At 41.3% G+C, this 24,587-nt stretch carries 19 protein-coding genes; 13 read left to right on the top strand and 6 right to left on the bottom strand.

Features of this window, described 5'->3' with window-relative positions:
• Positions 1 to 137: 137 nt before the first annotated feature.
• The gene (locus C5S62_RS06555; protein WP_104404592.1) at positions 138 to 515 is read right to left on the bottom strand and encodes a TraR/DksA C4-type zinc finger protein; all 378 of its coding nucleotides are present in this window, start codon (positions 513 to 515) and stop codon (positions 138 to 140) included.
• Between the two features lie 130 nt (positions 516 to 645).
• Entirely contained in the window at positions 646 to 4,185 is a 3,540-nt protein-coding gene (ileS, locus tag C5S62_RS06550) for an isoleucine--tRNA ligase (protein ID WP_104404591.1), read from the bottom strand.
• 653 nt (positions 4,186 to 4,838) lie between these two features.
• On the opposite strand from ileS, the gene C5S62_RS06545 reads away from it, so the two are divergent.
• From C5S62_RS06545 to C5S62_RS06480, 13 genes are all read left to right on the top strand, one after another.
• Entirely contained in the window at positions 4,839 to 6,002 is a 1,164-nt protein-coding gene (locus C5S62_RS06545; RefSeq protein ID WP_104404590.1) for an OmpA family protein, read from the top strand.
• A gap of 78 nt (positions 6,003 to 6,080) precedes the next feature.
• Complete coding sequence (locus C5S62_RS06540; RefSeq protein ID WP_104404589.1) at positions 6,081 to 7,436, top strand: Na(+)-translocating NADH-quinone reductase subunit A; 1,356 nt, start codon at positions 6,081 to 6,083, stop codon at positions 7,434 to 7,436.
• A gap of 105 nt (positions 7,437 to 7,541) precedes the next feature.
• On the top strand, positions 7,542 to 8,705 hold the full coding sequence (locus tag C5S62_RS06535; RefSeq protein WP_104404588.1) for an NADH:ubiquinone reductase (Na(+)-transporting) subunit B: 1,164 nt from the start codon (positions 7,542 to 7,544) through the stop codon (positions 8,703 to 8,705).
• A gap of 25 nt (positions 8,706 to 8,730) precedes the next feature.
• The gene (nqrC, locus tag C5S62_RS06530; RefSeq protein ID WP_104404610.1) at positions 8,731 to 9,441 is read left to right on the top strand and encodes an NADH:ubiquinone reductase (Na(+)-transporting) subunit C; all 711 of its coding nucleotides are present in this window, start codon (positions 8,731 to 8,733) and stop codon (positions 9,439 to 9,441) included.
• 14 nt (positions 9,442 to 9,455) lie between these two features.
• The gene (locus tag C5S62_RS06525) at positions 9,456 to 10,097 is read left to right on the top strand and encodes an NADH:ubiquinone reductase (Na(+)-transporting) subunit D (protein ID WP_104404587.1); all 642 of its coding nucleotides are present in this window, start codon (positions 9,456 to 9,458) and stop codon (positions 10,095 to 10,097) included.
• 32 nt (positions 10,098 to 10,129) lie between these two features.
• Positions 10,130 to 10,756 (top strand): NADH:ubiquinone reductase (Na(+)-transporting) subunit E, encoded by a 627-nt coding sequence (gene nqrE, locus C5S62_RS06520; protein ID WP_104404586.1) that lies wholly within the window; start codon positions 10,130 to 10,132, stop codon positions 10,754 to 10,756.
• Positions 10,757 to 10,769: 13 nt separating this feature from the next.
• The gene (gene nqrF / locus C5S62_RS06515) at positions 10,770 to 12,038 is read left to right on the top strand and encodes an NADH:ubiquinone reductase (Na(+)-transporting) subunit F (protein ID WP_104404585.1); all 1,269 of its coding nucleotides are present in this window, start codon (positions 10,770 to 10,772) and stop codon (positions 12,036 to 12,038) included.
• 674 nt (positions 12,039 to 12,712) lie between these two features.
• Positions 12,713 to 13,639: an alpha/beta hydrolase gene (locus tag C5S62_RS06505; protein WP_223301171.1), complete on the top strand. Its 927-nt coding sequence runs from the start codon at positions 12,713 to 12,715 to the stop codon at positions 13,637 to 13,639.
• 453 nt (positions 13,640 to 14,092) lie between these two features.
• Positions 14,093 to 14,710 (top strand): thiamine phosphate synthase, encoded by a 618-nt coding sequence (locus tag C5S62_RS06500; RefSeq protein WP_104404583.1) that lies wholly within the window; start codon positions 14,093 to 14,095, stop codon positions 14,708 to 14,710.
• Positions 14,711 to 14,774: 64 nt separating this feature from the next.
• Complete coding sequence (gene thiC / locus C5S62_RS06495) at positions 14,775 to 16,472, top strand: phosphomethylpyrimidine synthase ThiC (RefSeq protein WP_104404582.1); 1,698 nt, start codon at positions 14,775 to 14,777, stop codon at positions 16,470 to 16,472.
• A gap of 37 nt (positions 16,473 to 16,509) precedes the next feature.
• Entirely contained in the window at positions 16,510 to 20,373 is a 3,864-nt protein-coding gene (gene dnaE, locus C5S62_RS06490; RefSeq protein WP_104404581.1) for a DNA polymerase III subunit alpha, read from the top strand.
• Positions 20,374 to 20,602: 229 nt separating this feature from the next.
• Positions 20,603 to 20,920, top strand: a complete 318-nt coding sequence (trxA, locus tag C5S62_RS06485; protein WP_104404580.1) for a thioredoxin — start codon at positions 20,603 to 20,605, stop codon at positions 20,918 to 20,920.
• Positions 20,921 to 20,934: 14 nt separating this feature from the next.
• Entirely contained in the window at positions 20,935 to 21,261 is a 327-nt protein-coding gene (locus C5S62_RS06480; RefSeq protein ID WP_104404579.1) for a hypothetical protein, read from the top strand.
• 95 nt (positions 21,262 to 21,356) lie between these two features.
• On the opposite strand, the gene C5S62_RS06475 is transcribed toward C5S62_RS06480, so the two are convergent.
• The 4 genes from C5S62_RS06475 to C5S62_RS06465 form a co-directional block, all read right to left on the bottom strand.
• Positions 21,357 to 22,574: a hypothetical protein gene (locus tag C5S62_RS06475; RefSeq protein ID WP_104404578.1), complete on the bottom strand. Its 1,218-nt coding sequence runs from the start codon at positions 22,572 to 22,574 to the stop codon at positions 21,357 to 21,359.
• A 37-nt stretch (positions 22,575 to 22,611) separates the two neighbouring features.
• A complete protein-coding gene (locus C5S62_RS13260) occupies positions 22,612 to 22,815 on the bottom strand; it encodes a hypothetical protein (protein WP_133159524.1) in 204 nt (67 codons plus the stop codon).
• Positions 22,816 to 22,914: 99 nt separating this feature from the next.
• The gene (locus C5S62_RS06470; protein WP_104404577.1) at positions 22,915 to 23,508 is read right to left on the bottom strand and encodes a DUF6359 domain-containing protein; all 594 of its coding nucleotides are present in this window, start codon (positions 23,506 to 23,508) and stop codon (positions 22,915 to 22,917) included.
• 18 nt (positions 23,509 to 23,526) lie between these two features.
• Entirely contained in the window at positions 23,527 to 24,576 is a 1,050-nt protein-coding gene (locus C5S62_RS06465; RefSeq protein ID WP_104404576.1) for an aminotransferase class I/II-fold pyridoxal phosphate-dependent enzyme, read from the bottom strand.
• Positions 24,577 to 24,587 lie beyond the last annotated feature (11 nt).

Here is a 24,587-nt window from a genome sequence, read left to right as displayed (position 1 = left end):
CAGTTGGCTTGAGATGGAAGATAAATCGGATTTACTGGTAGGAGAAAACAGTCTTCAAATCAATAAACGGGAACTATCGGATTTTTTGTCCGAGAGCCCGTTTATTTACCATTTAAAAGTTATGTGTCTGAATGCAATTACTTTTGTGCAAGTTTGGCTTCGATGCTTAATGTTGCATGAGGCACTGCGCGCAGACGTTCTTTTGGGATTAGCTTTCCTGTGACACGACAAATGCCGTATGTCTTGTTTTCTATGCGGACTAAGGCTGCCTGTAAACCCTGGATGAACTTTTGCTGACGGGCTGCCATTGTCGTAAGTTCTTCTTTGGTCTGTGTCATAGAACCTTCTTCCAGCACTTTGTAAGTTGGCATGGTGTCTTCTACGCCGTTGCCGTCCTTGTTGGTAAGTACGTCCATCATTTGCTGGTAGTCACGGCTTGCTAATTCAATTTTCTCAAGGATAAGCGCTTTGAATTCCGCTAATTCCTCATCGGAGTAACGTGTTTTTTCTGCCATATAATAAGTGGATTTATGTTTTTGATACGATAAGTTGATTTGTTTGTAATGCCCGACAAATGAGGAATACGGTCATGTATAGCCGGATGTCCGATGATGGAATACCGGCTACACATGTCGTTGACGCTGCTTAACTTTTTTCTATTTTTACGTTGAGTTTGAAGTCTTCAAAGTTAAGGGCGCAGTTGCCAGTTACGTTATCGAATGTCAGATTGTCTGCCAGAACTTGTGTGCAGATATAGTCTTTAAAGTCTGCAACAACATTTTCCATTTCTTCATGGTGGTCAAACACAATGTTGATATGATCTGTGATGTCGAAACCGTTTTCTTTACGGAATGTCTGTATTCTTTTGACGATTTCACGTGCCCAACCTTCTTTCCTGAGTTCTGGAGTGATGGACAAGTCCAATGCAACGGTAAGCGCACCATCGTTCGCCACACTCCACCCTGGAATATCTTCGCTTACAATATCGACATCTTCGCGCTCGATAGTTACAGGTTGGTTCTCTACTTGTAAGGTGAATTTTCCGTTTTTCTCGAGGTTGGCTATGTCTTCTTGAGAGAGATTGGCAACTTCTGCTGCTATGGGTTTCATTAATTTTCCGAATTTTTTGCCCATGATGCGGAAGTTACACTTGACTTTCTTTTCCAACATGTCTCCTTCTACAAATTCTATTTCTTTGACGTTGACTTCATTAAGTACGAGTGAAGACATTGCGGATATGTCTGTTTTGCGGGCTTCATCGTTTACAGGAATGCAAATTTTCTGGAGTGGCTGACGGACTATGACATGTTCTTTTTTGCGGATGGACAGAACCATGGAGGTTATGCGTTGTGCAAGTTCCATGCGTTGTTCCAGCGCTTTGTCTACGAGTGTCTCATCGCATATCGGGAATAGGCTCAGGTGTACGCTGTCTGATGCTTCCTGTGCGGCAACGGCCAAGTCGCCATAAAGACGTTCGGCATAGAACGGGGCAATGGGGGCCATGAGTTTGCTGATGGTGAATAAGCAATTCCAAAGAGTTTGATGGGCGCTGAGTTTGTCTTCGTCCATTTCTCCAGCCCAAAAACGTTTACGGCAGAGGCGGACATACCAATTGGAGAGATTGTCAATAACAAAGGTACTGATTCTGCGTCCGGCGCGTGTCGGTTCGTATTCGTTGAAGTCGGTTGTGACTTCTTTAATTAATGTGTTCAGTTCGGAGATGATCCAGCGGTCAATTTCCGGGCGTCTGTTTACGGGAACGGAAGGTTCTTTGCCGGTAAAGCCGTCAACATTGGCGTACATAGCAAAGAAAGAATAGGTCTGATACAGTTTACCGAAGAATGTGCGTGACACTTCCGTTACACCGTCTTCGTCAAACTTCAGGTTATCCCATGGTGAAGAGTTGGTAATCATGTACCACCGCAGAGGGTCCGATCCATATTTTTCGATAGCGCCGAAAGGTTCAATCGCATTGCCGAGACGTTTTGACATCTTGTTGCCATTTTTGTCGAGAACCAGTCCGTTGCTGATTACGGCTTTGAAGGAAACGCTGTCGAATACCATTGTCGCAATAGCATGGAGAGTGAAGAACCATCCGCGTGTCTGGTCTACGCCTTCAGCAATGAAGTCGGCGGGATAGGCTATTCCGTTGTCTACCAGTTCACGGTTTTCGAAAGGATAGTGGAGTTGGGCATAAGGCATGGAGCCGGAGTCGAACCACACGTCGATGAGGTCTGTTTCGCGCTTCATGGGTAATCCAGTCGGAGATACGAGTAGGATATCATCAACGTAAGGGCGGTGCAGATCTATCTTGTCATAGTTTTCCTTGCTGTAGTCGCCAGGGACGAATCCGTTGTCTTTCATCGGGTTGGACTTCATGAATCCGGCTGCGACGCTTTTTTCTATTTCGTCATATAGCTCAGCCACGGAGCCAATACATATCTCCTCGCGCGATTCTTCGTTTCGCCAAATGGGGAGCGGAGTTCCCCAATAACGGCTCCGGCTCAGATTCCAGTCGTTCAGGTTTTCCAACCATTTGCCAAAGCGTCCTGTTCCAGTAGAAGCCGGTTTCCAGTTGATGGTCTTGTTGAGTTCCATCATACGTTCCTTTGCGGCAGTAGACCGGATAAACCAGCTGTCGAGCGGATAGTAAAGAACGGGTTTGTCCGTTCGCCAGCAGTGAGGATAATTATGAACTTTTTTCTCTATTTTAAAGGCTGTGCCCTGCTGCTTCATCTCCATGCAGAGGATAATGTTCAGGTCTTCAGCTTTTTCAGCGGCTTTTTCGTCGTATTTACCGTCTTTGTTGAATTCCGGTGCATAAGCGTTTTTTACATAATCGCCTGCATGTTGGCTATAAACGGCTGTGTCGACACAAGTCGCGACAAAATTATCAGCCAGTTCAGGCATTATGTAATACTTGCCGGTAAGGTCGACCATTGGACGTGTCTCCCCCTTTTTGTTTATCATGAAAAGGGAAGGGATTTGAGCCGCTTTGGCTACTTTGGCGTCATCGGCACCGAAAGTCGGAGCTATATGTACAATGCCCGTACCGTCTTCAGTGGTGACATAATCGCCAGGGATCACACGGAATGCCTGCTCTTCCAGTTCAACGAACCGGTCGTGGCCTACGCTGAAGCATTTATCGGGATGAGATGACGCATATTCTTGCACGAAGTCGGGTGAGAGGCTGTCGACCTTTTCTGCCGGCTTGACCCACGGCATTAGCTGGCGATAGCGCATGCCGACCAGATCAGCACCTTTGTATTCTGCAACAATTTTATAGGGGATGATTTTGTCTCCTGCGGAATAGTCTTCCAGAGGCATGTCGGCTCCTTCGGGTTTAAAGTATGAGCTTATGCAGTCTTTTGCCAAAACAACCGTGACGGGCTGGGAGGTATATGCGTTATATGTGCGCACGGCAACATAGTCGAATTGCGGGCCGACACATAATGCCGTATTGGAAGGCAAAGTCCATGGAGTCGTTGTCCAGGCTATGAAATGCGGAGTTCCCCATCCTGTGAGTTCGGGTGAGGGATTGACGATTTCAAACTGTACCGTCATGGTCGTGTCCTTAACATCGCGGTAGCAACCCGGCTGGTTGAGCTCATGACTGGAGAGGCCGGTTCCAGCAGCCGGACTATAGGGCTGAATGGTATAGCCTTTGTAGAGTAATCCTTTTTTGTGAAGCTGCGCCAGTAACCACCACAATGTTTCTATATAGGAGTTCTCGTATGTGATATAAGGATGTTCCATGTCAACCCAGTATCCCATGAGATGGCTGAGGTCTGTCCATTCCTGAGTGAACATCATGACATTGCGTCGGCAACGTGCATTGTATTCCTCTATGCTAATGGTTTTGCCGATGTCTTCTTTGGTGATGCCTAGTTCTTTTTCCACGCCAAGTTCGACAGGCAGACCATGCGTATCCCAGCCTGCTTTGCGTTTTACCTGAAATCCCTGCATCGTTTTGTAACGGCAGAATACGTCCTTGATAGTGCGTGCCATGACGTGGTGAATGCCCGGATGCCCGTTTGCTGAAGGCGGTCCTTCGAAGAATACGAATGAGGGGCAGCCCTCGCGTTCTGTCATACTGCGGTGGAACAAATCTTTCTTGTCCCAGCTTTCAAGTACTTCTTTGTTTATCTCATAGAGATGGAGTCCGTTACGCTCGGTGAATTTCATATACTTTTTATTGTTGCTTACGTTATTTGGGCTACAAAGTTAGTCTATTTGCGCGAAAAACAGGTATAACCCTATAGCAAAAATAGATACTATATGTTTAAAAGTCGCTTCACCGGTCTGTTTTTTAGGATCTTGATTGATGTTGTTCTCTTTTTTTGAACAGGATAAATGGTAAGATTATGCGAATCTTGTAATTGTTGCTTAGTAATAATGTGTCGTTAGGAGCTAAGTGATAATAATATTGTGATGTAATTTTGACAAAATCGCATTTTAACACTTTTTGCTTTTGACGAAAAAAGATTTATCTTTACATCAAAGAAGAGAGACAGCCTTTTAAAGATGTCTCTCTTTGTGTTTTCAGTGCTTTCTTGATTCTAAAAACTCCTTATTGCCGTAAAAAATGTAAGTAATCCTTTTTGAAAATCCCTTATTCTTCTTTATATGATAATAATTCTTTGGAGAAAAAGATAAGAGAATATGTTTCTAAAGGTTAAAAATGTTAATATCCTCATCCGTCTTGATGTTCTTTAAAGTGTATAAAAATTGACAAAAGGATTTTACTGTCATCTTTTTTGTTTTCTTTCACTATTTTAAAAAGTAATTTATTAACTTTGCCAGCAGACTATCTTGAAATCAATAGAATATAACATAATATGAGAAAAGTTTTAATGTTTCTGGTTCTGGTGGCTGCCGGTTTAGGCACTGCTGCCGCGCAAGATACTGAAGTGCCTGGTGAAAAACATTCGGTGATGACAAATAAGTTTTGGGCAAACTGGTTTGTGTCGGGCGGATTTGATTTTAATGCGGCTTATTCCTCACAGGAGAAATGTCCTAATAAAAATCCTTTCAGTTCCGACCGTGGTACTTTCGGTTTTGATGTGGCTGTTGGTAAATGGTTTACTCCCGGTATCGGTCTCCGTACTAAATTTCAAGGAGTTTGGGCAAAACAGGTTAATACCGGAAATCTGCATCCTTCATATAAATATTGGAATTTACATGAAGACGTGATGTTTAATCTGACGAATCTTTTAGGAGGATATGATGAGAGCCGTTTGTGGAATTTCATCCCTTATGTCGGATTGGGTGTTGTGCGTAATATGAGCCGTGGAGGCCGGGCCTATAATGTTTCTTATAATGTCGGTCTTTTAAATAATTTTCGGATAAACAACCATTTGAATGTTTTTCTGGATATCTTTGCTCTAGCTGCTAAGGGCAATATGGACGGCGCTTTAAACGATGGCTGGAACGGATACCGTCGGCTTGAGGCGCGTCATTATGATAAAATAGTAGGGCTGTCTGTAGGCGTTACTTATAATATCGGTAAAAGCACTTGGAAAAAGGCTCCTAATGTAGAGGCTCTTATCGCAATGAATCAGGAGCAGATGAATGCCCTCAATGCGGAACTGGAAAGTCAGCGTGAGGAAAATGAGCGGTTACAGCAAATGCTTGATGCTAAAATACCCGGCGGACCGGAAAAAACATCCGTAATCGAAAAAATCCGCATAATGCCTTTGTCGGTATTTTTCGATATCGGTTCTTCTCGGATTGCCAGCCGGAAAGATTTGGTCAATGTTAAAGAGTTGGTGGAAATGGTCCGGGAAGAAGACCGCAAAATAGTTGTAACCGGTTATGCCGACCGGAAAACCGGAGGTGAGGCTTACAATAGGAAGCTTTCTGAAAAAAGAGCGCAGGCTATAGTTGAGGAACTGGTGAAAATGGGAATAACCCGTGAGAGGATTGTCGTAGAGGCCAAAGGAGGGGTGGATACGATTTCACCATTCTCGTATAACCGGCGGGTGACCATCCATCTGCAGTGAAAGAATAATATGGCTGTAGCTTTTCGTTTCTAAAAATATTTTTTATAATTTTGCAGAAATTTTTTGTTATTATCTATAATGAAACCATTGTATAAAATCAAAAGAGGGTTAGATATAAACCTCGACGGAGTGGCGGCAAAAGAACTTCAAACGCTTTTGCCATCAAACGAATATGCGGTTTCGCCGTTGGATTTCACAGGCATTACGCCGCGTTTGACCGTTAAGGTTGGCGATTATGTGATGGCGGGCGAAGCACTTTTTGTAGACAAAGCCTCCGAGCGTATAAAGTTTGTATCGCCGGTCAGTGGTGAGATAACAGCCATTGAACGCGGTGAACGGCGAAAACTTCTGCACGTGTGTGTGAAGGCTTCGGCACAACAGGAGAACAAGGATTTTGGTAAACTTGATGCCGGAAAGGCTTCGCGTGAAGATGTGGTGGAATATCTGCTGAATAGCGGTATGTTCGCTTTTATCCGCCAGCGGCCTTATGATGTTGTGGCTTCTCCAGCAGATGCTCCGAAAGCCGTTTTCGTTTCGACTTTCAGCAAAATGCCTTTGGCCGCCGATATTAATTATGTACTGCAGGGGCGTGAAGAGGCTTTTAAGGCAGGTGTGAAGGTACTTTCCAAGCTGGCACCGGTTTATCTGGGCATTTCACCTGAACAAATCAATACTTCCCTGCTGCCAGTGGCCGAAGCTAATGTAAATGTTTTTGACGGTCCTAACCCTTCGGGAAATGTTGGAGTTCACATCAATCATGTGATGCCCGTTAACAAAGGGGAGACCGTTTGGACTGTAGGCGCTGAAATCGTAGCGATGATAGGTCATCTGGCTATGACGGGATTTGTTGATCTGACCCGTCGTATTGCGGTGGCCGGTTCCTGTGTGTCTGCCCCCTGTTATCTGGAAACTAAAATCGGCACTCCTTTGTCTGATGTTCTGAAGGGACGACTCCAAGGCGATACTGCGCATGTGCGAATCATCAACGGTAATCCGCTCGTAGGTGTGAAGTCTGGTGTTGATGGCTTTTTGGGCGCGTTCAATACTGAAGTCTGTGCGATTCCTGAAGGTGATGATGTTCATGAACTTTTGGGATGGATACGTCCCCGCTTGAATGATTTTTCAACCAGCCGCAGTTATTTCTCCTGGCTTTTAGGTCGCTCTAAAAGTTATAATCTGGATTGTAGAATTAAAGGAGGGCAGCGTCACATGATTATGAGTGCCGAATATGAAAGGGTGTTCCCGATGGATATTTATTCCAGTTATTTGGTTAAGGCTATCATAACCGGCGACATTGATCGTCAGGAGGCTTTGGGCATTTATGAGGTGGCTCCGGAGGACTTTGCTGTTGCCGAATTCATAGATTCTTCCAAATTGGAGTTGCAGCGCATTGTTCGTGAAGGTTTGGATATACTGAGAAAAGAGAATGCCTGAATCATATAAGTCGTAAAAACAAAAAATGTACTTTCGCCTCTCTTTCTTCTTCTAGAAACATGAGAAAATCGAGAAGCCGAATGTTTTTAAAATAAATAAAAATCAATGGTTAAGAAATTTCTAGACAAGCTGAGACCGCACTTCGAGGAAAAGGGAAAGTTGCACGCTTTCCATTCAGTATTCGAAGGCATGGAAACATTCTTGTTGGTACCATCCACCACGTCGAAAGTCGGGTGTAGCATACACGATGCCATCGACTCAAAGCGCATCATGTCGTTTGTTGTTATAGCTTTGTTGCCGGCGTTGCTCTTCGGTATGTATAATATCGGTTATCAAAACTATCATCAGGCAAATGTTGAGGCTGGTTTCATGGAGATGTTTATATACGGCTTCTTGGCAACATTACCTAAGATAATAGTGTCTTATGCCGTGGGTTTAGGTATAGAATTTGTTGTGGCTCAGTGGAAAAAGGAAGAAATTCAGGAAGGCTTTCTGGTGTCCGGTCTCCTCATTCCTATGATTGTTCCTGTCAATTGTCCGCTTTGGATGTTGGCCATAGCAGTCGCTTTTGCCGTAATCATCGCCAAGGAAATATATGGCGGTACGGGTATGAATATCTTTAATCCGGCGCTTGTGGCCCGTGCTTTCCTTTTCTTTGCATATCCGACAAGCATGAGTGGCGACCAGGTATGGGTGGCTAATGAAACAATATTCGGCTTAGGTAATCAACTGACGGCCGATGCCATGACTATGGCGACACCGCTTGGACAAGCTGCTTCAAATGTGGAAGTTACGGCTGGATTCTCAGATATGGTTATTGGCCTTATACCCGGTTCTATTGGTGAGACCAGCGTAATAGCCATTGCTATAGGAGCGGTTATTTTGCTTTATACACGTATTGCATCATGGAAAACAATGACAAGCGTTTTTATAGGAGGTGCTATCGTTGGCTGGTTGTTTAACATAGCTGGAATGGAAGGAAATCTTGTTGCACAAATACCTTGGTATGAACACTTGGCCGCTGGCGGATTTGCTTTCGGTGCTGTGTTTATGGCAACAGATCCGGTTACAAGTGCCCGTACGGAAAATGGCAAGTATATCTATGGTTTTCTCATTGGTGCTTTGGCCATAACGATTCGTGTGCTTAATCCTGGTTATCCTGAGGGCATGATGCTTGCCATTCTTTTCATGAATATGTTTGCACCGCTTATTGACTATTGTTTTGTGCAACGTAATATTAGTCGCCGGCTTAAGCGTGCGGGAAAGTAACCAACCATTATAAAGCAATATGAAAATGAATACAAATAGTAATTCTTATACTATAGTTTATGCTTCGGTAATGGTCGTTATCGTGGCGTTCCTTTTGGCTTTTGTCTCATCAGTTCTTAAACCTACACAAGACAAAAATGTGGAGCTTGACAAAAAGAGACAGATATTGGCTGCTTTGAATATCCGTGATTTGCAGACTGCCAATGAAGTGGAGAACAAATACGATGAGGTGGTCATCGCGGATATGGTTGTTAAAGCAGACGGTTCATGCGTCAAAACTGGTAAGGAGAAAGATGAAGATGGCTTTAAAGTGGATAATAAGGATATCAACTCCGGTTGTTTGCCTGTATATGTCTGCAAGATTAACGGCTCAACAAAGTATGTTGTGCCAATGTCCGGACGCGGTCTTTGGGGAGGTCTTTGGGGCTATATGGCCGTGAATGATGACTTCAGAACGGTTTTTGGAGCTTATTTTTCTCATGAAAGTGAAACTGCAGGACTCGGCTCTCCTATTGCAGAGCAAAAATTTCAGGATCAATTTAAAGGGAAACAAATTTTTACAGATTCTGCAACATCACAAGTGGCACTTACTGTCGTAAAGAAAGGACAGGTAAAGGATGACACTTATGAAGTGGATGGACTCACTGGCGCAACACTGACAACCAAAGGTGCAGCGGCCATGGTAAATAGTGGTTTGCAGCAGTATGTCGGTTTCTTTAATGCAAGTAAAAAGTAAATGGCGGAATAAATATGAGCAAATTATTTTCAAAAGCAAATAAGGAGGTCTTTACTAATCCTCTGAATTTAGATAATCCGGTAGCTGTACAAGTTCTAGGTATTTGTTCCGCGTTGGCTGTTACAGCTCAATTGGAACCGGCTATCGTTATGGGACTGTCTGTAACAGTTATTACAGCTTTTGCCAATGTGATTATCTCTCTCTTGCGTAAGACGATTCCTAATCGTATTCGTATAATTGTACAGTTAGTTGTAGTGGCCACATTGGTTACTCTTGTCAGCCAAGTGCTAAAAGCCTATGTTTATGATGTCAGCGTCCAACTTTCTGTTTATGTAGGTCTTATTATAACCAATTGTATCTTGATGGGGCGTTTGGAAGCTTTTGCCATGCAGAATGGGCCATGGGAATCTTTCCTTGACGGTGTTGGCAGTGGGCTGGGATACGCCTGGATATTGGTGGCAGTTGGTTTTGTACGTGAACTTTTTGGTGCTGGAACACTTTTAGGTTTGCGCGTAATTCCTGAGAGCATTTATGTTGAAAACGGTGGCTTTTATGTCAATAACGGTATGATGACGATGCCTGCTATGGCCTTGATTCTGGTAGGATGCATCATTTGGGGACATCGGGCTTACAATAGCCGTAAGGGCCGTAACTAAAACATACCTAATAACTACAAAAGAAGAAAACAATGGAACAAATGTTAAGTTTATTCGTCCGGTCCATTTTCGTGGATAATATGATTTTCGCATTCTTTCTGGGTATGTGCTCTTATTTGGCGGTATCCAAAAATGTCAAGACTGCGTTTGGCCTTGGTGTAGCTGTTATTTTTGTACTGGTCGTTACAGTACCGGTTGATTATTTGCTGCAAACCAGAGTTTTAGGTCCTGATTGTCTTGTTGAAGGAGTTGATTTGTCTTTCCTTTCTTTTATTCTCTTTATTGCCGTAATTGCCGGTATTGTGCAGTTGGTGGAAATGATTGTAGAACGTTTTTCTCCTTCACTTTATGCTGCGTTAGGTATATTTCTGCCGTTGATAGCTGTGAATTGTGCGATTATGGGAGCAAGTCTTTTTATGCAACAACGTATAGGAATGGATCCCAATAGTAGTCAGTATATTGGCGGAATAGGTGATGCTGTCGTATATGCTCTTGGTTCTGGGGTCGGCTGGTTGTTGGCTATTGTCGGACTTGCTGCTATTAGCGAAAAAATGGCTTATACAAATGTACCCAAACCTTTGCAAGGCCTTGGCATAACATTTATTACTGTAGGCCTTATGGCTATGGCGTTCATGTGTTTCTCTGGTCTTAATATCTAAAAGGAACGATACAATGAATATTAACTTAATTTTATCAAGTATAGGAGTTTTTCTCGTAATCATTCTCCTTTTAGTCATTATCTTGCTTATAGCAAAACGCTATCTTTCTCCTAGTGGGAAGGTTAATATTACCATTAATGGTAAAGATTCTATTTCTGTGGAACAAGGTAGTAGTTTGCTTGCAACACTTGCGGCTAATGACATTTATCTTTCTTCGGCCTGTGGTGGTAAGGGTAGCTGTGGTCAGTGTAAGTGTCAGGTTCCTGAAGGTGGGGGTGAAATCCTAGATTCGGAACGTGGACAGTTTACCCGTAAACAGGTGAAAGATCATTGGCGTTTGGCTTGTCAGTGTAAGGTGAAAGGCGATCTTAGCATTCAGGTGGATGAATCTGTGATGGGCGTTAAAGAATATGAGTGCACCGTAATTTCCAACAAGAATGTGGCCACGTTTATTAAGGAATTTAAAGTGCAACTTCCTGAAGGAGCCGCTATGGATTTTATTCCCGGTTCGTATGCCCAGATTAAAATTCCTGCTTTTAATATTGATTTCAATAAAGATTTTGATAAAAGCCTTATTGGTGAGGAGTATTTGCCCGCATGGGAGAAGTTCGGTCTGTTTTCTTTGAAATGTGTGAATACCGAGCCGACTATTCGTGCTTATTCTATGGCCAATTATCCTGCAGAGGGTAATGTGTTTATGCTTACTGTTCGTATTGCTACCCCACCGTTTAAGGCTGATCGCAGTGGATTTATGGACGTAAATCCTGGTATTGCTTCTTCTTATATCTTTACACTGAAACCTGGTGATAAAGTAATAATGAGTGGTCCTTATGGTGATTTCCATCCTCATTTTAATTCAAAGAAAGAGATGATTTGGGTTGGCGGCGGCGCCGGTATGGCACCTCTTCGTGCGCAGATTATGCACATGACTAAGACACTTCGCACGACAGATCGTGAAATGCACTATTTCTATGGGGCACGTGCCCTTAATGAGGTTTTCTATTTGGAAGATTTTCATGGATTGGAAAAGGAATTTCCTAATTTCCATTTCCATCTTGCTCTTGACCGTCCGGATCCTGTGGCCGATGAAGCCGGTGTGAAATATACCGCTGGTTTTGTACATCAAGTTATGTATGAAACTTATTTGAAGGATCATCCTGCTCCTGAAGATATTGAATATTATATGTGTGGTCCTGGACCTATGTCCAAGGCTGTAGTAGGTATGCTTGATAGCTTAGGAGTGGAGCCGGAAAGTATCATGTATGATAATTTCGGAGGATAAATACCATGAGGTAAAATAAAAATGAAGGAAACTCTTTGTTGAGGCAGAGAGTTTCCTTCGGTTTTATTGAAAGTTTCAGTAATTTGCTGCAGATGATGCAGCAATTAGCACAATCTCTGTTACCGTTTCTAGGATTAGGGGTTCTGCTGTAAATATTGGAGATAACAGACGTATCAATAAAATAATGACAAAGATTGGTAAACTTAGATTGTGCAATAGACTTTTATTTTTTATGACGCTGATGATTTTCGTGTCAAGTGTTCAGCTTGAAATAATCGGAAGTAGTAATCCTTTTTGGATATGGGGACATATTTTTGTGGGATGCTTGTTTGTGGGTAATGTTGTGTGGCATTTATATCTTCATTATGGGTGGAACTCGTGGATCAGAAGAGTGTACAGGCAAAAGAAAATAATGAATAAATGGCTTTCTGTTCTCATAATCCTAACGTGCATGAGTGCGATTATTGCAGTTTTTCATTGGATGGTAACTTATATCCATTCGCCTATTGGGGGCATACATGGAAAGGTTGGTCTTATTTTTCTTTTACTTGCTTTAGGGCATGTGATAAAGCGTATTAGGTTTTATTATGATTAAATCCGGATTTATTATAATGTTAGTTCTCATCGTTATGAATGGGACGGAATGTCTGTCACAGACTATAGCTAGCAGGATTATGAGAGAACAAGCGGATTCATTTCTTCGTATGATGCCAGATAGTTTGCAGTTCTATCAGGCACAGGCTGTGGCAAGAGCTATCGAAGGAGATTATTCGTTTTTGAAAGAAGTACGATCAGTCCGCGATAAATATCCCCAAATTTCCGATAATGTCTCTGTAAAAGATTTGTCCTCCAGTTTGCGGTTATATGAGCCGATGGGAACAGGAGAACGACAATTACCGTTGTTGATTTATTTTCATGGTGGTGGATGGACTTTTGGGAGTATCAATAGTTGTGGCCGATTTTGTGATGCTATGGCTGCTACAGGTAAGATGAAAGTAATGGCCGTAAATTATAGGCTGGCTCCTGAAAATCCTTATCCTAGTGGCTATGTTGATTGCATCAACAGCGTTAAATATGCGATTGATAATTGCTACTTATTAGGGATTAATCCTAATTCTATTTCTGTAGGAGGCGACAGTTCTGGTGGTAATTTGGCTATTGCGACAGCACTTAGTTCTGAATGTGTGGGAAAAATAGCGTCCTTGGTATTGTTTTATCCTGTGACAAAGGCTTTTGCCGATAATTCTCTATCTTGGAATAAATATGCTAAAGGGTATGGACTTGATGCTTTTTTGATGGAACAATTTAACAAGGCATATGCTCCTCAAATTCCATCTGGAGTTCCACAGATAGATGTTGGTATGGCTTCGTCTGCACAACTTGAATGTCTTCCGCGCACACTTCTTATTGCTGCCGGTCGTGACATCTTGCGCGATCAGGGAATAGAGTTTTCCAATAAACTTTCTGCAGATAAAATACAGCGAATAGAATTTTCTGATGCAGTTCATCTTTTTATTACAGTTCCGGGACAGGAAAAGGCTTTTCGATCTTCTGTGGCTATAGCTTCTGAATTTATCACAACTGTAAAATCTGAATATTGAATTGAGAAATTATAGATGAGAGTAGGAGAGTCTGTTTAGTGTGCGATGTGGATGGCTTGTATTGTGTCAAAGTAAGAATATCGTGGGAAACAGTCCGCGAATGTCAATATCTTAAATTCTCTGCAATATACAAAAGTGCTAAAATGTAGGTTGTAAGTGTTGTTAATGTAAAGGCTATATTTGAATATCAACAACGCAAGGGAACGTTAAAAACGTTAAAGTCTGGGCCGACTTTTAAAATCATGTATAGGTTTCACAAAGAAGAAGAAGAACATATAAAAAAATAATAATAACTTTGCATAAATAATAACAGAGGGAATGTGTTATAATAAGCGATAGATAAGCCCCTCTAATCTGCCCCATTGTTGGAACTATACATAAACTAATAAAATAAGTAGCATTCCGAACTTATTCCCTTTGTGTACTTTTCCCTAAAGCAATTATTCAAAAAACATGGTACCCATACAGTTCATAACTCATCACACCAGTACTATTTCCCATGAAGAATCAGCCATGCTTGCATTGCGCGGAGGGTGTCGGTGGATACAATTGCGCATGAAAGAGGCTTCGGAAGAGGAAATAAAACCTATTGCCCGTCGCTTGCTCGCCCAATGCCGAAAATTCGGTGCCACATTTATTATTGATGATCATGTGGAATTGGTCAAGAATATAGAAGCGGACGGAGTTCATCTGGGTAAGAATGACATGCCACTCGCACAAGCTCGCCAAGTGTTAGGAGAAGGTTTCATCATAGGAGGGACGGCCAATACAATAGAGGATGTGCGTAGGTTACACCGCGAATCGGCTGACTATATCGGTTGTGGTCCTTTTCGATTTACAGAAACCAAAACCAATCTCTCTCCCATTTTAGGATTGGAAGGATATCGTTCTATTATTACGGAAATGCAAAAAGAAGGCATTAGACTACCCGTTTGTGCTATTGGGGGTATTACCCTTGAAGACATTCCAGACTTGCTCAATACAGGAGTTAACGGTATCGCTGTCAGCGGGGCGATTCTACGTTCGCCTAATCCTGAAAAAATGATGAATGACTTTATACACATCGCATAAATCTTTTTCATATAAATATTTGACTCTTTTATTAAAGATACAACCTTTGCAAAAATACTCCAATATGAAAGGAACAACACGTATTAAATATCCTTCAAGCGAGAAAGTATACACACAAGGTACTCTTCATCCGGAAATTAAGGTGGCCATGCGCCAGGTTACTCTTACTCCTACAGTGACTAAAGATGCAGATGGCCAAAAGCTGTTTTCGGAAAATAGGCCTGTTATGATTTATGATACTAGTGGTCCTTATAGCGACCCTACCTGTGAAACCGATTTGAAGAAAGGTCTGCCTCGTTTGCGCGAACCTTGGATAAAACAACGAGGGGATGTGGAGAAGTTGAAAGACTATTCCTCCGAATATTGTCGCGAACGAATGTCTAATCATGCGTTGGATTATCTGCGTTTTTCCCATACAACTCTACCTTATAAAGCGCTTCCAGGAAAGAGCATTACTCAAATGGCTTATGCCAAAATGGGTATTATTACTCCGGAGATGGAATACGTTGCTATTCGTGAAAACATGAATTGTGCGGATTTGGGCATTACCACCCATATAACACCAGAGTTTGTACGTCAGGAAATAGCAGAAGGGAGGGCTGTCATTCCAGCAAACATTAATCACCCGGAAGCGGAGCCAATGATTATAGGTCGGAATTTTTTGGTAAAAATCAACACCAATATTGGTAATTCGGCAACCACTTCCAGCATTGAAGAAGAGGTGGAAAAAGCCATTTGGAGTTGTAAATGGGGGGGCGATACTCTAATGGATCTCTCCACAGGAGAGAACATCCACGAAACACGTGAATGGATTGTACGTAATTGCCCAGTACCGGTAGGAACTGTACCTATGTATCAGGCAATGGAAAAAGTCAAAGGTGTGGCTAAAGATCTTACATGGGAGTTATATCGTGACACTTTAATAGAACAATGCGAACAGGGGGTTGATTATTTCACGATCCATTGTGGTATCCGGCGCAAGAACATCCATTTGTCACAAGGACGCATGACAGGGATGGTCAGCCGTGGAGGTTCCATCATTTCGGAGTGGTGTCTGCAAAATGACAAGGAAAGTTTCCTTTATGAACATTTCGATGATATTTGTGACATTTGTGGTCAATATGATGTGGCTATATCATTGGGAGATGGTCTGCGTCCTGGGTCTATTCATGATGCCAATGATGCGGCACAGTTTGCCGAGCTTGATACAATGGGTGAATTGGTAAAAAGAGCATGGGCAAAGAATGTGCAAGCATTCATTGAAGGTCCCGGACACGTTCCCATGCATAAAATACGTGAGAACATGGAACGCCAAATTGAAAAATGTCATAATGCACCATTCTATACGTTAGGCCCGCTCGTAACAGATATAGCTCCTGGATATGACCATATTACGTCTGCTATAGGCGCAGCACAAATAGCGTGGTTAGGCACTGCCATGCTCTGTTATGTTACCCCAAAAGAACATCTGGCACTTCCCAATCGAGACGATGTGCGTACAGGAGTCGTTACTTACAAATTGGCTGCTCATGCAGCCGATTTGGCCAAAGGTCATCCTGGAGCACAGATACGCGATAATGCTCTGTCAAAGGCACGGTATGAGTTCCGCTGGAAAGACCAATTCAATCTCAGTCTTGACCCTGATTTGGCATTACAATACTATAAAGAAGCCCATTATGAAAATGGCAATTTTTGCACCATGTGCGGTCCTAATTTCTGCGCAATGCGTATTTCCCACCGCCTCAAGGATTGCAAAGAATAACAAACTGCTTCAAAAGCCATTATAATTATCTTCGATTATGCAGGATTTCGTACACCTACACGTACATACACAATACTCTATCCTTGACGGACAAGCGTCTATTCCGGCACTTGTTGATAAAGCCATTAAAGATGGCATGCGAGGTATGGCCATTACTGATCATGGCAACATGATGGGTATCAAGGAATTTTTTAATTATACTCAAAAAGTAAAAGGAAAGGCCAAAGGAGCATTGAAGAGTGCCGAAGAAAAACTTATCGCGCTCCAAAATGGGAGCTATGTACCTGTATCGGACAAAAATGGTAACAATCCTGATGTTGGAAAAACCACAGAACAACTCATAGAAGAAACTCAAAAAGTTATAGCTAAGCAAATAAAAATAGTGAATTTTACTCCCATATTTGGTTGTGAGATGTATGTGGCAAGACGAGGCAACAAAAGCTTACATGAAGGTAAAATAGACCAATCGGGCTGGCACCTTATTGTTTTGGCTAAAAATGAGAAAGGCTATCATAACCTTATTAAACTAGTTTCACGTTCATGGGTAGATGGCTTTTATATGCGTCCACGTACAGACCCTGCGGATTTGGAACGTTACCATGAAGGCTTGATTGTTTGCTCCGCATGTATTGGTGGAGAAGTGCCTCGGAAAATTCTGTCGGGACAGATGGAGGAAGCTGAAAAATCCGTATTATGGTATAAACAGCTTTTCGGAGAAGATTACTATCTTGAACTACAACGTCATGAGGTAAAAGACCTATCTATCAAAGCCAACAAAGAAACTTTTAAGTTACAACAAATATCCAATGCAGGTTTAATAGAATTGGCTAACAAACACGATATCAAACTTATATGCTCAAACGATTGCCATTTTGTGGATGAAGAGAATGGTGAAGCACACGACCGTCTTATCTGTCTCGCTACTGGTAAGGATCTTGAAGCGTCAAATCGCATGCTTTACACCAAACAGGAGTGGTTTAAAACAAGAGCTGAAATGAACGAAGTATTCGCTGATATTCCGGAAGCTCTTGACAACACTTGTGAAATATGTGATAAAGTGGAAGTCTATTCAATAGACCATGAGCCTATTATGCCTAACTTCGATATCCCAGAAGATTTTGGTACAGAAGATTTGTACCGCCAAAAGTATTCAGAAGAAAACCTGTATGATGAATTTACTCAAGATGAAAATGGAAATGTAGTCTTAACACGACAACAGGGCGAGGAAAAGATTCAAAAATTAGGCGGTTATGACAAATTATATCGCATAAAACTCGAGGCAGACTATTTGGCATTATTGGCATATCAAGGAGCTAAAAAGCGTTATGGCGATCCTCTCAATGAAGAAACGTCAGAACGTATCAACTTTGAGTTGCACATCATGAAAACTATGGGTTTTCCAGGTTATTTTCTTATCGTGCAGGATTATATACGAGCAGCTCGTGAAGAACTGGATGTTTCAGTAGGTCCCGGTCGCGGCTCTGCAGCTGGGAGTGCAGTAGCCTACTGCCTTGGCATTACTCAAATAGACCCAATAAAATATGATTTGCTGTTTGAACGTTTCCTCAATCCAGATCGTATTTCATTACCGGATATTGATGTAGACTTTGATGATGATGGCCGTGGCAGAGTGTTGAATTGGGTAACACAGAAATATCGTCCGGAAAACTGTGCACACATTATTACCTATGGAACTATGGCGACGAAATCAGCCATAAAGGACGTGGCGCGTGTACAGAAATTACCTATAGACCAAAGCAACCGCCTTTGCAAGTCTATTCCTGACAAACTTCCGGAAGGTCCTGACGGCAAAGTGCCTAAAATGAATCTGACCAATGCCATAGCCTGCATTCCTGAATTGCGTGAAGCCGAAGCCTCACAAGACCCTTTGCTTCACGATACAATACGCTATGCAAAGATGTTGGAAGGTAATGTTAGAAATACAGGTGTGCATGCCTGTGGTTTTATCATTTGCCGCGATGAAATTTCCGATTGGGTCCCGGTTTCAACTGCCGAAGACAAAGAAACAGGAGAAAAAGTGGCCTGTACACAATATGAAGGACGAGTTATAGAAGAGACTGGACTGATAAAAATGGACTTTCTCGGGCTAAAAACCTTGTCCATTATTAAAGAGACTGTAGAAAACGTGTGGTTGAGCCTGCATATAAAACTCAATATTGATAATATAAGCATAGAAGACCCCGCCACCTATCAGCTCTATTGTGATGGTAATACTGTCGGGACTTTTCAGTTTGAATCTTCCGGTATGCAAAAATACCTTAGAGAATTACAGCCGTCTACTTTTGAAGACCTTATTGCCATGAATGCCCTCTATCGTCCGGGGCCTATGCAATATATTCCTCAATTTATCAAACGCAAACATGGAGAAGAGCCCATCACCTATGATTTGCCATGTATGGAGAAATATTTGAAAGACACTTATGGCATTACGGTGTATCAGGAACAGGTCATGCTTCTGTCTCGTGTTATAGCCAATTTTACACGCGGTGAAAGCGATGCGTTGAGAAAGGCTATGGGTAAAAAACTTATAGAAAAGCTAAACCACATGTATCCCAAGTTTATCAAAGGGGGAACGAATAATGGTCATGATCCGAAAGTACTTGAAAAAATATGGGAAGACTGGCGTGCATTTGCCTCTTATGCTTTTAATAAAAGTCATGCGACATGCTATTCATGGGTAGCTTATCAAACGGCTTACTTAAAAGCCAATTATCCTGCTCAATATATGGCGGCTGTGATGAGTCGAAGTCTTGCTGACATCAAGAGTATTACCAAATTAATGGACGAATGTAAAATTTTAGGTATTCGGACATTAGGCCCGGATGTTAACGAGAGCCGACACAAATTCAGTGTCAACAGTACTGGGAGCATTCGTTTTGGCATGGGAGCTATTAAAGGGGTTGGAGAAAGTGCGGTTACCGCTATTATTGAAGAACGAGAAAAAAATGGTCTTTTTACTTCTATATATGATTTTGTAGAGCGCATAAACCTAACGGCTTGTAACAAAAAAAACATTGAAAATCTAGCTTTAGCCGGAGCTTTTGATAGTTTCGAACAAGTCAGGCGTGAACAGTTCTTTGCCACTGATGGACAAGGTAACTTTCTTGACACACTTGTGCGTTATGGATTGCGCTATCAACAAGACAAAGCCGGAGCTGCAGCCAGTCTTTTTGGAGAAAGTGATACCATTGATATAGCCAAACCACTGCCTCCCAGTGATTATATCCATTGGAATGATCTTGAGCGTCTCAACAAAGAACGTGATCTAATCGGTATTTATATTTCTGGGCATCCACTTGACGAATTTTCTATCATTGTGAAAAATGTTTGTACTATGACAGCCATAGAACTGGAAGATATAGATCATCACAGTGGGGAAGAGGTTACATTAGGCGGAATAGTTACAGATGTCAGAGAAGGACAAACACGGAATGGAAAACCTTATGGTATAGTAAAGTTGGAAGATTATTCCGGAGCTGGAGAAATAGCCTTGTTTGGAGAAGAATGGGCTAGATGGCGCGGACATATGGGAGTCGGTAACTCTATTTTTATTACAGCTAGAATTGAACCCAAACAATGGCGTCCAGAGACTAATGAGTTACGTATCGGTCGCATAGAATTCTTATCTGATATAAAGGACAAAAAACTCCAACGCATCATTATTACTGCACGCCTAGACCAACTCTGCGCGTCTACAGTTAATGATCTCACAACTTTACTTGCTCCAGGAACAGGGTCATCAGAGATCTTGTTCAAAATCTTTGATGTTGAATTACAGTCTAACATAACTTTAAAGTGCAACGCTGGCAATATTAATATTTCAAAAACTCTTGTTGATTACATAGAAAATAACGAAGCTCTATCTTTAGAAATATCCTGAAAAACACTAAATAACGTATAACTATATAATGTAAATAGGCTTGAGATTCTATGAACGTAAGTTGAAACAGGCTATAAATAAAACCAATAACTGTTGTAAACCGATATATATATTTGTACAGCTATAATTATTTTGGTATCTTTGTTGTGCTCAAAGACAGAAGAAGTCTTACTTTTCTTTTTTCTTGAGTATTATCTGAATTATTGAAACAATAATAAACCTGAACACAATGGAAAAAATTATCACTGACAAAAATTTTGAGAATGTACTTGCAGAAGGACTTCCTCTTGTAATAGATTTCTCCGCGACATGGTGCGGCCCTTGCCAAAAAATTGCTCCAATTATAGAGCAACTTTCCGGTGATTATGATGGTCGTGTGAACATTTACAAATGCGATGTCGATGAAAACGATGAACTAACGGCCAAATACGGAATCCGCAATGTACCAACAGTCATCTTCATGGACAAAGACGGAAACATTGTTGACAAGCATGTAGGAGTTGCTTCGAAGAAAGATTTCGTTGAAAAAATCGAAGCATTGATTTAATTATATAAAAGACAATGAGTTCTTTCGATGACGAATTGTTGCTAGACGCAGAAGAAGATGCCAAAGCGGTTGCTTATATCCGTGAACATCTGAAACGAGAACAAACTGATAAATTTACTGATGATATTCTTTACTATTTCATTGATGTTATGGTAGAATATTATGCAGATAGTGGTATTCTTGATGATGATCCTGATGCCGAGGGGTTTATAGATGTAAATCTCTATGAGGTAGCTGCATACATAGCTGAAAAGGCAAAAAAAGAAGGTGTCTGCACCGTTGACGCAGAGGAGTTGATTCCGATTGTAGAGTATTATATGGATTTTGAAGAATCCCTATAGAAAATTATTTTACATTCTTACATATAAAAGAAGTTGCATCAAATCAAGTAGATTATGCAACTTCTTTTTTATTTATAGAGTTCAATAAGAATCTTTTATCGAACAAGAACTTTTTGACCGTTAATAAGATATAATCCCGGGTTCAAATCTTTTATGCTCTCTTTAATGTTTTCTGCTTTGAGCAGTAATCTACCGGCCAATGTATAGACTTCAGTAATTTTTGATTTACATTCATAATGGGCTTTATCCACACTAGTAGTGGGTCCACTAAATTTAAAGCTATTGGCAGAATAATTACGCTCTTTAGGGAGTGCTAAAAAAGCCTTGTTGGGCGCATTAAGAAAGGAACTACCATCTTCTTGTCCCCACCAAAAGCCTAAATCCCGACAATTCGTAACATCATTCCAACTGTAGGTCAATAAGTAAAAATAATAATTCTCATCAGCAAGTCCTGAGGCATTAGTTGCTTCTTCTTTCAGGGTTCCATGGAGAAGATTATTGCCGTTTAAAACAATTCCGTCTTCATCACAAATTTCATAAACATAAATTCCACTCTTACCTCTTAAAATGATAGGTGTAAAAGCTGGAACAATGGTACCAGATGTATATCCCCAATCATAAATCAATTGATACGTTGGAGTTTCTCCCGCATTGATATTTTCTACGGTTTCTGTAACGATACCTCCAGTCAATCCTTCTGGCATAATAAAAGTATGGTCTACATAATAAGTTGAAAATCCTGCATCACTCATGGTGATATTTCCTATAGTCTGTTCCGGTTCATGATATTCGACTTCTTTGAAAAAATAAAGTTCCGACACGCCATACCCTTCTGTGTAAAGTTTAAATCCTGTAACTCCATCACTAAAAGCTAAAAAGCGAGTTTCCGGTTTCTTCATTTTTATAACAATGGCATTGGAGTTGAGTCCATCTTCCAATAACCACTCTTTATTATAACCGGAGTAATTTTTCCAGCATAAATTGTTTTCCAATCGAAATATATTCGTACCATCAATATTTAAATCAAAATAGGTACCACTACTCTTCGGAGTTATCTTTAATTTATGATAAGAAACAAGTTCTTTTGAAAGACTGCCTGAAATAATTCCATTCTTATCCGTCCCTCCAATTCCATTCATAACGTAAGTTCCTTCTGCTTTCAAATCATTAGAAGTAGCTACAATAAATTCGCCACCTAATTTAACTTCGTCCAAAGTTACTAGTTCATAAACATAAGTTTGAGCAAAAGCCATTACAGTACCTATTATCAAAGATACTATCAAAGAAATAAGACGAAAAATATTCTGTTTCATATTAAGGATTCAAGGTTAAATATTTTACCAATTTATGTCAGTCATCACTCCATTGATCAGAATTCCATCCTGAATACCTATTAGACAACTGATCGCCACATCCACTAGTACTACTATCATCAGAAGGGGTTTGATATTGCCTATCATTAGCGTTTAGAGAAGTTGCAAGAATCGGGCTTTCGCTAATCATAGATACTACCAAACTTTCTGGCTGGATATATTTTCTTTTTGCTACATTCATTTAAATTAAAATTATTATATTGAGACAAAGATAGTGCTTTTCTTGCCAAAAACAAGAAATATTGAAGAAGGATTTTACGATTTTTTTTGATTACGGCATTTATCGGCCATCTGGAATGAGTTGTGGATTGTCATCAATCCCTGGAGTTGGTTTATCGGAAGGGGGTGGAGTATCATTGTCACTTTCATTATCAGTGGGCTTACTGTCAGCCCATTCGTATGAATATAAATTTTTAAGTCCAATTGTTCTGAAGTATTCGGTAACATATCCGATTAGTATGATGCGTTTTTTGTAATTTCTTGGATGATCATAGAGATTGATTATTTCTCGTGGTACTTCATCATTATTTTTGCTTAGCTCAACGACCAGACAATTAGTTATAGAGGTTTCGCTGGGCCTATCAGCCAGTAGCATATTGCTATTGGGAGCATCGTTTGGTATGCCGAATATGGCGTGAGTGAGACTGGTCCCTCGTATGTATCCTACGATATAGCCGCTGACACAGATGAACGTATCTGTCTGGCATTTTAGTACTTGGCTGGGAAGGAGGGTGTCTCCTGTTTGTTCGGTTGGAACTTCCTCTTGGTTATTGCCTGTATCACTATTTTCTTCGTCCGGCAGTTCTATTTTTCCACAGGCTGAAGGCAGAAGAGCTAATAAAAGGAGGAAAATCGGAAGGATACGCAATGGCATGATGAGAGTAAGGATTGGTTAATGATGGTTCTCGCTGTATCGGCGAAGAGCCCCAAGCAAGGTGTTATTGTCACCTGTCAGTCCAATGGTTATTGCCAGACAGTTTTCGCATCCGGATAATGAGGAACAGTCGTGTACCTTAATACCTTGAGATGTCAGATAATTTTGCAGGGATTGTGGGTCAGTAACTTTAAGCATAAAGAAATTGGTGTCAGTGGGATAGACTTTCTGGCAGAAAGGCAACTGTTTGATGGCTGCAATAACTTTTGTACGTTCCTCAAGTTGCCATTTTACCCATTTATCTACATCAAAATGATGGCGAAGTATATTCATGCCTTCCTGAAGTGAGTTTGTTGGCAGGGGATGTGGAGGGGTGACTATGCTGACATAGTGTATAATTTCTGGATGTGCTAAAATGAATCCTATGCGAAGGGCGGCAGAGGCGAAGCCCTTGGAAAGTGAACCGACAATGATTAGATTGGGAGTTTGGGGTATTTCTTTTGCTAAAGAAGGAGTTCGGGCATAGTCGATGTAAGATTCGTCAACAATAATAAGGCCTTGAAACAGGTTGGCAAGTTTTAGAATTTCATCTTTGGCAATAAGATTACCTGTCGGGATATTGGGAGAGGTCAGAATAACGGCTTTGGTGTGTGGACCTGCTAATTTCAATACGTCTTCTGCATAAATATCGAAGTTTTCGTCAAGATGTATATGACGGCATTCAACATCGTTGATTGCTGCAATTTGATTTGTTTTTTCAGAAGACGGTTCGGGAATTATGATATTGTCACGTTGAGGGATACAGAATATGCGTATGAGTAGGTCTATGGATTGGTAAGTCCCGTTTGTCAGTGCGGTATATTCTGGCGTCAGTTGCCGCATGGCAGAGATTGCAGTTGCCATTTCCAGCTCTAATGTTTTGTCAGGATAACGGTTGTAAGGGGCATTGAAAGGACTTTCGCCTTTGTCCAGATGTAAGGTTATTGTTTCCTTTATAAGAGAACCTGTTTTTTTGCGGCGTGCGAGTGCTTGTATGTTGGGACGGACTAATGACTGTAGCGTTTTCATGAAGCAGAGTT

This window comes from Prevotella sp. MGM2 (assembly GCF_002933955.1).
Lineage (GTDB): Bacteria > Bacteroidota > Bacteroidia > Bacteroidales > Bacteroidaceae > Alloprevotella.
The sequence above is the reverse complement of the archived record's forward strand: the minus strand, read 5'-3'. Positions and strand labels throughout refer to the sequence as shown.